The following is a 12,128-nucleotide window of genomic DNA, read 5'->3' as shown; positions in this document are numbered from 1 at the left end:
CGGCTACTTCTCCCCAACTAGCCGATCGAACAGCGCGAGATATTCCGCGATCGGATCGCCGCTCACCGCGACCGGCGCGGGCCGCACCGCGTCTGCACGCAGCCAATGGTCCAGTGCCGCGACCAGCCCCTCGGCGTCCTCGCGGTCGATCACCGTTCCCAGTTCGGGCGCATGGACGATCTCGCGCACTGCAACACTCGATTCGGTCGAGACCACCGGCGTCCCCACCGACAGCGCTTCACGCAGCACGCCGGGTACGCCTTCATAGTCCGAAGTCAGCACCGCCACTGCCGCGCCTTTCAGAGCGGGCAGCGGATCGCCGGCATGGCCCGGCATCGTCACCCGGTCACCGAGCCCCAACGCCGCCACCTGCGCTTCGAGTTCCGCGCGAGCGCCGCCTTCGCCGAGCAGGAGGAGCTTCACCTGTTGATCCACCAGCCGGGGCAGGGCGGACAGCAGCCGGTCCCAGCGCTTCTGCGGTTCGAGCCGGCCGACGCCGATCAAATAGCGTCCGTCGGGCAAGGTCACGGGCGCCGCGCCGGCGATCGTAGCGGCCGGTGGATTGGCGATGACGCTCACCCGCGCGGCAGGCATGCCCATTTCGGCGATCGCTTCCGCCGCCATCGCCGGGGTCATCGCTACGACATGGTCGAGGAAGCGCGGGTGGAGCTTGAGCCACTGGCGATAGCGCCAGGCGGCGCCTGGAGAGAGTTCGGGGCGCACCAGTGCGTTCGAGACCTTGCCGACGATCGGCGGTGATGTGCGGCCCAGCCGCAGGCGCGCGAGCGCGGTGACGCCGGTATAGCGATTGCCGGGGCAGAACAGGATATCCGGCCGTACCCGCCGCACCTCGCCGGCAAGCCGGAACAGCGCCTGATATCGCGGGTCGCCCAGCTCGATCAGGTCGATCCCGTCTGGGATCTCGGAGGCCAGCGGCCCCTCGCGGCTGCCCAGCACCAAGGTCACCCGGCGCCCCTGGCGCAGCCACCCGGCAGCCATGCGCAGCATCGCCCGCTCCACGCCGCCGCCCTGCAAGCGCTGGGCATAAGTGAGGATGTGATGGGCGGTTTCAGGATGGGTGCAGTGCAACATAGACCTTGCGAATTGCCACTCTTACGCCCAAATCGCCCCCGCAATAAACCGCATTCTGCTGTCACCAGCCAATTTCGCGTCGTGTGAACTGGGGGCTGCAAAGCCGCATGGCGCCGGTAAAGTACTGTAATATGCCGGTTATTTAGGCAGCGGATACGAATCAGTGAACGAACCCAGTTTGGAGGCTTCGGTGAACACGAGCGTTGTCGAGGCCGTTCCCCTTCCGGGCGCGCCCGACCTTGCGGGCCTTGAGCCCGTCGAAAAGATCAAGCGTCGCTGGCCGGCGCTCGTCGGCGGTGCGCTGACGCTGCTGATGATCGTAGCGCTTGGCCGCGAGCTGTTCGGCTCGGGCTTGGCCGGCCTGTACCGCACGCTGCCGACCAACCCGCTCTTCTATCTGGTCTTCGCGCTCTATTATGTGGGGCCGCCGACCTTCGACTATATCATCTTCAAACGGCTGTGGCAGATTCCGCTCGCCGGACTCGCCGCGCTCCACAAGAAGCGCATCTCGAACGAAGTGCTGTTCGGCTATTCGGGTGAGGCCTATTTCTACGCCTGGGCCCGCCAGCGCACCCAGATGGTCGCGGCGCCCTTCGGCGCGGTGAAGGACGTCATGATCCTGTCGGCGATCGCGGGCAACGCGATCACCTTTGTGATGATGATCCTCGGCTTGCCGCTCTATCTGGGGCTGGTGCCGCCGCAGTGGAAGCTGGCGGTGATCGGATCGGTCGGGGTGCTGGCGCTGATGTCGCTGCCCTTCCTGCTCTTCTCCAAGCGCGTCTTCTCGCTGCCCCGCCGCGAGCTGTGGTGGGTGTTCATGGTCCACTGCATCCGTATCCTCACCGGATCGCTGCTCGTCGCCATCGCCTGGCATCTGGCGATGCCGAACGTATCGATCGGCGTGTGGCTGATGATGGCCGCCGGCCGCCTGCTCGTCTGGCGCCTGCCGCTGGTGCCGAGCAAGGAAGCCGCCTTCGCCGCGATCACCGGGGTGGTGATCGGCCAGGGCTCGGCGATGTCCGAGCTGATGGCGCTGATCGCCGGACTCACCCTTCTCGCCCATGTCACGCTGATCGGAGGGTTCAGCGTCCAGGCCCTGCTCATGAGGAACAAGCAGCAATGATCCGCGTCCTGACCGCCAGCACCGCCGCCCTGCTCGCCTTCGCCGCGAGCCCGGCCGCCGCGCAGCAGGATCCGGTCGACGGCACCTGCGCGATCCCCGGCGGTGCGCGGCTCTATGTCAACGTCACCGGCCTCAAGGACCGGACCGGCCGGCTCAAGGTCGAGCTCTATCCGCCGAACGAGGAAGACTTCCTGCGCGACGACACCTCGCTCAAGAAGGAAGGCAAGCCGTTCCGCCGCGTCTGGGCGTCGGTGCCGCAGTCGGGCCCGGTGCGCATCTGCATCCGCGCACCCCAGGCCGGCACCTGGGCGGTGCTGTTCACGCATGACCGCGACGGCAAGAACAAGTTCAACTTCTGGGAGGACGGCGCCGGCTTCGCCAGCAACCAGAAGCTCGGCCGCAGCCGGCCCAAGGTACGCCAGGCGCTGGTCAATGTCGGCCCGGCTGGTGGACAGATCACGATCAAGGCCCAATATCTGAGGGGCCTGGGCGGCTTCGGCCCGCTCGACGACTAGGGAAGGTGCGGCGGATGCGCATCGTCGACGTCAACGAGTTCTACTCCCCCACCGGCGGGGGCGTACGCACCTATCTCGATCGCAAGATGGGGATCATGGCCGATATGGGCCATGAGCTGACCGTGATCGCCCCCGCGCTCGAATCGAGCGTGGAGGAGCGGCCCGGCGGCGGCCGCGTGATCTGGGTGAAGGCGCCGCCGCTGATCCTCGATCGCAACTACGGCATCTTCGTCAAGGACGAGCCGGTCTGGAACCTGCTCGACGAGCTGAAGCCCGATATCGTCGAGACCAGCTCGCCCTGGCTGCCCGGCTGGACCGTGGCGCGGTGGAAGGGCGATGCGGTGAAGGTGTTCTTCGCGCATGGCGACAATATCGGCGCCTATCCGCAGCGCTGGCTCGACAGCGTGGCGACGCCGATCCAGGTCGAGCAGGCCTTTGCCTGGTACACGCGGTACATGAACCGCTTCCTTGCGTCCTATGACGCGTTCGTCACCAACGGTCCGGCGCTCGCCAAGCGTTTCCGCCGGCGCGGCATGCATGTCGATGCATCGATGCCGCTGGGGATTGAGCGGCAATGGTTCTCGCCCGACCTGCGCGACGAGAAGCTGCGCGTGGCGTTGCTCGCCCAGCTCGGCCTGCCGCCCGAGGGGCATCTGCTGCTCGGGCTCGGCCGGCATCACAAGGAAAAGCGCTGGCCGCTGGTGATCGACGCGGTCGAGGCGGCGGCGAACGACCTGCCGGTGGGGCTGATGCTGATCGGCGACGGCCCGCAGCGGCGCCAGCTCGAGGAGCGGATCGCCGGCAGCCCGCACATCAAGATCTTCCGCCCGGTCTATGACCGGGTGCGCTTCTCGCGGATCATGGCGAGCTGCGACGCGCTGATCCACGGCTCGGACGCGGAGCCGTTCGGACTCGTCGCCTCGGAAGCGCTTGCCTCGGGCCTGCCGCTGATCGGGCCGGACGAGGGCGGCTTCGCCGAGATCGCCGATCCGCTGTTCGCCGAAACCTATCGCGCCCGTGACGCCTATTCGGCGGCTGACGCGATTCGCCGCATGTTCGGCCGCGAGCAGACGATCCTGCGCAATGCCGCGCGCATCGCCGCCGGCAAGGTCCGCAGCGACGCCGATCACGCCGCCGAGCTGATGACCTATTATGCCGGCTTGCTCGAAGCCAGGCGCGGCGGCGTCGACTTGCGGGCTTCCGGCAACTCGTAGACCGAGATGTAGAGATCGCCGAGCGGCCAGCGGCCCCGCAGGCGATAGCCCAGCTCGTCCATCCGCTTCACCGCCAGCTGGTGCGATTCCGCGCGCTCGCCATAATAGGCCGGGCGCATCACCACGATCTCGGGCGGGTTGGCGAAGATCCGGTTGATCTCCTCGAGCTGATCGACGCCCAGCGCGCCATTCTCGCGCTCGCGCGACAAATGGCTGGGGAAGATCCACGGCGTCACCGTGCAGCGATCGGTATAGCTGTAGAGGATGGCGTTGCCCGAATAGACGTACATGCAGCCGCTGCCCTTGCCGATGCCATCGGCGAGCGCTTCGAGCTGCTCGGCGTTGCCGCGGTGCCACTTGGCGCTCCAGGCGGTATACTCGCCGCCCAGGCCCGCTGCGAGCAGCATCACCGGCGCTACCCATTTCCGGCCGAGTTCGGTGCCGCCCAGATATCCGGCACAGCACAGGCTGGCCGGCACCAGCACCGGCAGGGCATAATGGTTGAACCAGCTGCCGAACACGAGCAGCCCGATGACGGCGGTGATCAGCCAGCCGAAGAACAGCGCGCGCACCGGATGCTCGCTCGGGTCCTTCACCGGCACATGGCGCGACAGGCCCGAGACGATCAGGAGCAGCCCCAGGATCAGCGCGATCTTCAGGAAGGCGCGCAGCAGCACCAGGGGCGGATCGCTCAGCCGGTCCACGATCGAACCGAAATTGGCGTAGAACCAGGCCTCGCCATGCCCCATCAGGATGAACACGGCCCAGACGATCAGCGTCGGCAGCCACACCGCCGCTGCCCACAGGCAACCGCGGCGCAGGATATGGGCGATGCTGGTGCCCAGCCGCATCTCGCGCCACATCAGCCAGATGCCGAGGAACATCGCCTCGAACACCACCGAATACTTCACCTGCATCGCCACGCCGACGATCAGCATGGCCAGCGTGCCGCGATGGATGCGGCGGCGGTCGCCGCTCTGGTCCTCGGGCTTGGGCACCACCAGCAGGAAGGCCCAGGCCATCAGCAGGTTGTAGAAGACCGGCGCCTGGCCACCCTGGCCATCGGCGAAGTTGATCATGAACAGATAGAGCAGGGCCGCGATCAGCGCACCGCGTTCCCAGCCGGCCTTTTCGGCAAGCCGCGCGATCAGCATGGCGGTGCCCACCACACAGGCCAGCGCCATCGCCTGATATACCCAGATTCCCGCCGGCACGCCGAAGGCGGCGGGCAGCAGGTAGATCAGGAACAGGCCGACGGGCTTGCGGTCCCACACATCGACAAAGGGCACCGCGCCGTGCAGCATCTGCTGCGCCGTGACGAAGTAGAACTCCTCATCGACATGGACCACCGGGTTCCCGAAGGTCAGCGCGCGCACCACGACGGCAGCAAGCAACAGGATGGACCAGCGCGGCAGCTGGGCGAACCCTGTGGTGAGGTCGGTCAGGCGAGTCGTCCGGCTCCCCAGCACTTCGGACTTGCTTGCCATCAGGAGCGCGAAGCCCCGGGCGGAAGGTGATGCGGCATGGAGTCTGGTCAGGGCCTTGTTGCTTGCGACGTGCGCTGTGCTTAGCGTCCATGGCGCACGCTGTCACGAACTCGACACGCAGGCCCGGCAAGGCTTGCGACGAAATAGCTTGGGAACGCCTCAAAATGACACTGCGCATCGATCGCCGCTCGCTCATCCTCACCGGCACGCTCGGCCTTGGCGCGCTGGCCATCCCGGGCTTCGCGCTGGCGCAGAGTCTGGCGCGCGGCTTCACCCATTCGGTTGCCAGCGGCGAGCCGGGACCGGACACGATGCTGCTGTGGACGCGCTATGTCCCGGTCAGCGGCGGACCGGTGAAGCTCAAGGCCGAGATCTCGAAGACCGAGGATTTTGCCAGGATCGTCTCGGGCGGCGAGCAGATCACCGGCCCGTGGCGCGATCACACCGCCAAGATCACCGTCCAGGGCCTCGAGCCCGGCACCGACTATTTCTATCGCTTCGTGGCGCCGGACGGCAGCTTCTCGCCGGTCGGCCGCACCAAGACGCTGCCGGTCGTCAACACGGCCAGGTTCGGCATCGGCATCTTCTCCTGCTCGAACCTGCCCTTCGGCTATTTCAATGCCTATGGCCACGCGGCGGCGCGCAAGGACATCGACCTGTGGGTCCATCTCGGCGACTATCTCTACGAGTATAAGGCGGGCGGCTATGGCCCGAAGGACGGCCCCGTCGGCGGCCGATCGCCCGAGCCGGCCGGCGAGATCATCCTGCTCGCCGATTATCGCCTCCGTTATGCCAGCTATCGCTCCGATCCGGACCTGCAGGAGCTGCACCGCGTCAAGCCGATGCTCGTCCAGATGGACGATCACGAATCGGCCAACAACAGCCGCGAGATGAGCGCGCAGAACAACCAGCCCGGCGAAGCTGACTGGAACGATCGCAAGGCGGCGGCGCTCCAGGCGTTCAAGGAATGGATGCCGGTCTCGGAAACGCCCTGGGGCAGCTATGACATTGGCGGCCTCGCTACCCTGTTCCGCACCGAGAGCCGGTTGCTCTATCGCAGCGACGAGCCCGAGCTCGGCCCGCTGTTCCGCTCGGCCGATGCGCAAAAGGCGTTGATCGAGTTCCGCGACGGCGCGCTCCAGGATCCGGCGCGCACCATGCTCGGCACCGAGCAGGAAGCCTGGCTCGGCCATGCGATGAAGAAGTCGGTGCGCGCGGGCCAGAAGTGGCAGGTGGTCGGCTTCGGCACGATCATGGGCAAGCAGCGCATGCCCGAGAATGCGATGGACTGGATCAAGGCCGATGCCGGCGCCGGCACCAAGGCCTATGTCCAGGCCGGCGTCACCGCGAGCAAGCTCGGCCTGCCGTCGGACCTCGACAACTGGGGTGGCTTCCCGGCGGCGCGTGCGCGCTTCCTCAAGTCGGCCCAGGCGGCGAACGCCAATCTGCTGGTGATCTGCGGCGACAGCCACAATGCCTGGGCGTTCGACCTTGGTCAGGACGGCAAGCCGGCCGGCGTCGAGTTCGCCGGGCACAGCGTCACCTCGCCGGGCTATGAGAATGGCAGCAGCACCGATCCCAGGATCATTGCCGCCGCGCTCGTGGCCACCAATCCCGAGCTGAAATGGTGCGACACCAGCCGCCGCGGCTATATGGCGCTCACGCTGACGCCGGAAAAGGCGACCAACGACTGGGTGTTCATGGACACCATCCTCCAGCGCACCACCAAGGCGAGCGTCGGCCATACCGCGACGGTGACGCGCGGCCGGAACGTGATGGCCTAGGCCAGCAGCAACGCCGCTGCCAGGATCGCCGCCCCGCCCAGCAGCGCGGCGGCGATCCATCCGGTTCCGGTGCGGATTGCCGCTGCTGTAGCCGCGTCGCCAACCGGCTCCGCCTCGATCCGCCGGATCGCCGCGCGCACCAGCCGGGGTGCATCGTCGCCCAGCCCGGCCAGCGTCCAGGCGAGCATCCCGCCGCTCGCCGCCAGCCGGCCCGGCGCGAAGCGCTCCGCCACCAGCCGCGCCTGCGCCCGCCGGATCGCGCCCGACAGGTCGAAGCCCGGCGCGATCCGCGCCAGCACCCCGTCCATCGTCATGAAGGCCTTGAACACCAGCAGCAGGTCGGGCGGCATCACCAGCCCTTCCTCGCGCAGCAGCCGCAGGAAATCGGGCACCATCTCGGCCATCACGATCCGCCCGCCGCCATGGCGCTGGACGATCTGCTCGGCGGCGCGGTCGATCGTGCGACGGGGCACGCCATGCCCTTCGGACCAGAGCGCCAGCGTCTCGGCCAGTGCGCGCGGATTGCCCGAGGCGAGCGACATCACAAAGCCCAGGAATTCCTCGCGCCGCCCCGGCCCTACATGGCCGATCGATCCCAGGTCGAGCAGCGCCAGCCGGTTGCCGGGCAGGCACAGCAGATTGCCGGGATGGGGATCACCGTGGAAGCGGCCATGGATCAGCACCATCTCGATGACGAGGTCGGCGCCGAGCTCGGCGATCGCGCGCGGGTCGATCCCGCGTTCCTGCAGTGCTTCCGCCGAGAGCGGCTTCACCCCCTCGATATAGTCCATCACCAGCAGCGTCTCGCTGGTCCACTCCCAATGGATCTCGGGCACTACCGCGCCGGGCTGGTTGGTCAGGTCGGCGCGGATGCGATCGGCGTTGCGCCCTTCCTGGGTGAAGTCGAGCTCCTCGAGCATCGCCTGGCGCAGCTGCCGGGCAAGCGCGACCGGCTCGAAGCGCCGCGCCTCGGCGCTGCTCCGCTCGACCAGGGCGGCGAGCTCGGCGATCAGCCGCATGTCCGCTTCCATCGCCTTGCGGATGCCCGGGCGGCGGACCTTGAGCACCACTTCGCGCCCGTCCGTCAGTTGGGCGCGGTGGACCTGCGCCATCGATGCGGCGGCAAGCGGTATGGGGTCGAAGCGGGCGAACGCGGCTTCGGGCGGCTCGCCCAGCGCCTCTTCAACCGCCGCCCGGATCGTTTCGAAATCGAGCGTCGGCGCATCGCTGTGGAGCTGCTCCAGCTCGGCGATCCATTCGGGCGGCAGCAGGTCGCCGCGCGTCGCCAGGATCTGGCCGATCTTGACGAAGCTCGGCCCCAGCGCCTCCAGCGCCAGCCGGGTGCGGCGGGGCAGGGGCACGCCGCCATCGGGTTCGTCGCCTTCGCCGGCGAAGCCCAGCCGGGCAAGCAGCACGCCAAGCCCGAAGCGGGTGGCGACCCCGGCGATCTCGCGAACGCGGTGCTGGTCTCGAGCGGTGGCGGCAATCAGCTTGATCATGCCCCGCCAACGCGAGTGCCGGGCGAACGCTCCCTAGCCGGCGCGACCCTCGAGCTTCAGCAGATAGTCTTTGGCCTCCAGCCCGCCGGCGAAGCCGGTGAGCTTGCCGGTCGATCCGATCACCCGGTGGCAGGGCGCGACGATCGAGATCGGGTTGCGGCCATTGGCGGCACCTACGGCACGGGATGCCTGGGGGCGGCCGAGCTTCATCGCGATCTCGCCATACGACCGCGTCTCGCCGAACGGGATGGCGAGCAGCTCGGCCCAGACCGATTTCTGGAAATCGGTACCGCGGAAATCGAGCGGAAGGTCGAACGCCGTCCGGCTGCCGGCGAAATATTCCTTCAGCTGTGTCTCGGCAGCGGCCAGCACGGGATGATCCGCGCCTTCGGCAACCGCGCCCAGCTTCACGCGATCGGGGGAGTCATTCTCCCACAGGATCGCCACCAGCCCCTTGCCGCTGGCGACCAGGGTGAGGTCGCCGACCGGCGAGGGGATCGTCTTGCTCGACAGGGTCATCGGGTTTCTCCTTCCCTGTCGATATGGCCTGCGCCGGGCCGATCTACTTCCCGGCGCTTGCCACCAAAGCCTCAGTCGAGCGACTTGCTGGCCTGCTCGAACATGTCCTTGCTCAGCCCCGGCGTCGCGACGATCCGCTCCAGCTCGGCGCGCATCTTGGCGGCGCGGCCCGCGTCGAAGCGCTTCCAGCGGCCGAGCGGCGGGACCAGCTTGGCGGCGGTCTGCGGGTTGAGGCGATCGAGCGCGATCAGCTGGTCCGCCACGAAGCGATAGCCCCGGCCCGACACGTCGTGGAACGCCCGCTGGTTGACGCTGAACGCACCGATCAGCGCACGGGCGCGGTTCGGATTGGCGAGGGTGAAGTCCTTGTGGTTCGCCAGTGCCTCGACGGCCTGCGCCGTATCGTCGCGCGAGGACAGCGCCTGGGTCTGGAACCACTTGTCGAGGACCAGAAAATTGCTCTGGTAGCGTTGGTAGAAGGATTCGAGCGCCTCTGTGCGTTTTTCCGAATTGCCGTTTACCAGCGTGGTAAGCGCGCCCTGGCGGTCGGTCATGTTGTCCGCCGCCTGGAACTGGCCATAAGCGAGCTCGGCCGCGTCCGCCGCGCCGCTGGCGGCGATATAGCCGAGCGCCACCGTCTTCACCCGGCGCGCGCCCTTGGCCGCGGGCGAATATTCGAAGCGATTGGCCTGCGCCCCGTCATAGGCCGCGCGCCACTCCGCATTGAGCGCCTTGCCGAGATCGCCGCGCAGCGCCTCGCGCGCCGCGAAGATCGCGTCGGGATCGACTACGCCCATCTGGTCGCCGATGAAGCTGTCCGACGGCAGCAGCACCGCCTCGGCGATGAACGCCTGGTCGAGCGACGCGTCGGTGAGCGTGTTGCGCACCGCCTCGATCACCGCGCCATGCTCGCCCTTGCCGCTGGTCACCGCGGCGACCAGCGTATCGAGCATCAGCTGCTGCATCGCCTCGTAGCGGGCGAAGGGATCGTCATCATGCGCCGAGAGGAAGGCGAGGTCCTTCGCCGTCCGGTTGGTCTCGACGATCACCGGCGCCGAGAAGCCGCGGTTGATCGACAGCACCGGCGTCTCGGAGAGGTTCTCGAACACGATCTCCTGCGCCGCGTCCTTCAAAAGCACCAGCTGCTCGTCGCACATCGGCCGCCCGGTCACGCCGCCAAACAGCTTGAGCTTGAGCGGCAGCACCATCGGCTCCTTGACCGGCTGGCCCGGCGTCGGCGGCACGCTCTGGGCGAGCTTGAGACGCGCGCGCCCGCCTTCCTGGGTCAGGTTGGCCGAGACGCGCGGCGTGCCCGCCTGGCTGTACCAGCGGCGGAACTGGGTGAGGTCGACGCCGCCGGCCTCTTCCATGCAGCGCACGAAATCCTCGCAGGTCGCCGCCGTGCCGTCGAACCGGTCAAAATAGAGATCGGTCGCCGCGCGGAACTTCTGCGGGCCCAGGATGGTCGACATCATCCGGATCACTTCGGCGCCCTTGTTGTAGATGGTCGCCGTGTAGAAGTTCGAAATCTCGATATATTCGTCCGGGCGCACCGGATGCGCGAGCGGCCCCGAATCCTCCGGGAACTGCGAGGCGCGCAGGCCGCGCACATCCTCGATCCGCTTGACCGCCTTGCTGCCCTGGTCGCCCGAGAAGCTCTGGTCGCGGAAGACAGTGAAGCCTTCCTTCAATGAAAGCTGGAACCAGTCGCGGCAGGTCACGCGGTTGCCCGACCAGTTGTGGAAATATTCGTGCGCGACCACCGCGGCGATCGCGTCGTAGTCATAGTCGGTCGCGGTGTCGGGATCGGCGAGGATGTAGCGGCTGTTGAAGACGTTCAGCCCCTTGTTCTCCATCGCGCCGAAATTGAAATCATCGACCGCGACGATGTTGAACACGTCGAGATCATATTCGCGGCCATAGACGCTCTCGTCCCACGCCATCGACAGCTTGAGCGCGTGCAGCGCGTGATCGGTCTTCGGCAGATCGGCTTCGCGCACCCAGATGCCGAGATCGACCTTGCGGCCGCTCATCGTGGTGAAATGCCCCTTGTTCGCCACCAGGTCGCCGGCGACCAGCGCGAACAGATAGCTCGGCTTGGGGAAGGGGTCATGCCACTCGGCCCAGTGGCGGCCGTCTTCGGCATCGCCCCCCTCACAATCTCCTTGGGCGATCGGATCGCCATTGGCGAGCAGCACCGGGAAGCGCGCCTTGTCGCCGGTCATGCGGACCTTGTACTTCGACAGCACGTCCGGCCGGTCCGGGAAGAAGGTGATGCGGCGGAAGCCCTCGGCCTCGCACTGGGTGCAGAGCATGCCCGAGGAGGCGTAGAGCCCCTGCAGCTGGGTGTTGCGCTCGGGCGCGATCGTCACGACCGTCTCGATCACATGGGCGGTGCCGGTGAGCGGGATCACCAGGTCGGGCCCGTCCATCGTCCAGCCCTGCGCCTCGACGCCGTCGACGAGCACCGATTCCGCCGCCAGCGCATCGCCGTTGAGCACCAGCGGGCGATCATGCGCGCCGTTACGCTCGACCTTGAGCGTTGCGCGGACCTTGGTCGCGGTGGGGTCGAGATCGAAGTCGAGCGCGATCTCGGGAACAAACCAGTCCGGCGCGCGATAGTCTTCGCGACGAATGATCTGCGGGGCCTGCGGTGCGATGCGTGCGTCTGCCATGATCCCTCGGATATAGGGGCAACTATTGGATTGGGGACACCTAATTTGGTCGGGATCCCGGCTATTTTGCATCGTCATCCCCGCGCAGGCGGGGATCCATTGGCGTTGCGACCTGTGAAACTCACTGCGGCCAGCCAGAATGGATCCCCGCCTGCGCGGGGATGACGGCAGGTTTCAACGGCTCGCCGCGACTTCAATCTCCGCGCGCCGTAACGATATC

9 protein-coding genes are annotated in these 12,128 nt (G+C 67.4%); 4 read left to right on the top strand and 5 right to left on the bottom strand.

Annotated features, from left to right (window positions below):
- Positions 1-3: 3 nt before the first annotated feature.
- Complete coding sequence (locus O3305_RS13940; RefSeq protein WP_269573089.1) at positions 4-1,092, bottom strand: glycosyltransferase; 1,089 nt, start codon at positions 1,090-1,092, stop codon at positions 4-6.
- A gap of 190 nt (positions 1,093-1,282) precedes the next feature.
- Between O3305_RS13940 and O3305_RS13935 the strand changes: the two genes are divergently transcribed.
- The 3 genes from O3305_RS13935 to O3305_RS13925 are packed head-to-tail and all read left to right on the top strand — an operon-like array spanning position 1,283 to position 3,944.
- Positions 1,283-2,215: a hypothetical protein gene (locus tag O3305_RS13935; RefSeq protein ID WP_184164067.1), complete on the top strand. Its 933-nt coding sequence runs from the start codon at positions 1,283-1,285 to the stop codon at positions 2,213-2,215.
- Positions 2,212-2,730: a DUF2141 domain-containing protein gene (locus O3305_RS13930; protein ID WP_184164070.1), complete on the top strand. Its 519-nt coding sequence runs from the start codon at positions 2,212-2,214 to the stop codon at positions 2,728-2,730. Before O3305_RS13935 ends, O3305_RS13930 begins: the two co-directional genes overlap by 4 nt.
- Before the next feature lie 14 nt (positions 2,731-2,744).
- Positions 2,745-3,944 (top strand): glycosyltransferase, encoded by a 1,200-nt coding sequence (locus O3305_RS13925; RefSeq protein WP_269573088.1) that lies wholly within the window; start codon positions 2,745-2,747, stop codon positions 3,942-3,944.
- Here the strand turns inward: O3305_RS13925 and O3305_RS13920 are convergent.
- A complete protein-coding gene (locus tag O3305_RS13920) occupies positions 3,881-5,431 on the bottom strand; it encodes an ArnT family glycosyltransferase (RefSeq protein ID WP_269573087.1) in 1,551 nt (516 codons plus the stop codon). The genes O3305_RS13925 and O3305_RS13920 overlap by 64 nt on opposite strands.
- Positions 5,432-5,595: 164 nt before the next feature.
- Here O3305_RS13920 and O3305_RS13915 point away from each other — a divergent pair, with 164 nt between their 5' ends.
- Complete coding sequence (locus tag O3305_RS13915; protein WP_269573086.1) at positions 5,596-7,215, top strand: alkaline phosphatase D family protein; 1,620 nt, start codon at positions 5,596-5,598, stop codon at positions 7,213-7,215.
- Here O3305_RS13915 and O3305_RS13910 read toward each other — a convergent pair.
- From O3305_RS13910 to pepN, 3 genes are all read right to left on the bottom strand, one after another.
- Complete coding sequence (locus tag O3305_RS13910; RefSeq protein ID WP_269573085.1) at positions 7,212-8,714, bottom strand: ABC1 kinase family protein; 1,503 nt, start codon at positions 8,712-8,714, stop codon at positions 7,212-7,214. The two genes, O3305_RS13915 and O3305_RS13910, sit on opposite strands and share 4 nt — an antisense overlap.
- A gap of 33 nt (positions 8,715-8,747) precedes the next feature.
- Positions 8,748-9,233 (bottom strand): methylated-DNA--[protein]-cysteine S-methyltransferase, encoded by a 486-nt coding sequence (locus tag O3305_RS13905; protein WP_269573084.1) that lies wholly within the window; start codon positions 9,231-9,233, stop codon positions 8,748-8,750.
- A 71-nt stretch (positions 9,234-9,304) separates the two neighbouring features.
- Entirely contained in the window at positions 9,305-11,908 is a 2,604-nt protein-coding gene (gene pepN, locus O3305_RS13900; RefSeq protein WP_269573083.1) for an aminopeptidase N, read from the bottom strand.
- Positions 11,909-12,128: the final 220 nt, after the last annotated feature.

The organism is Sphingomonas sp. NIBR02145, from assembly GCF_027359115.1.
GTDB classification, from domain to species: domain Bacteria; phylum Pseudomonadota; class Alphaproteobacteria; order Sphingomonadales; family Sphingomonadaceae; genus Sphingomonas; species Sphingomonas kyeonggiensis_A.
This window is presented reverse-complemented; position numbering and strand designations above follow the sequence as displayed.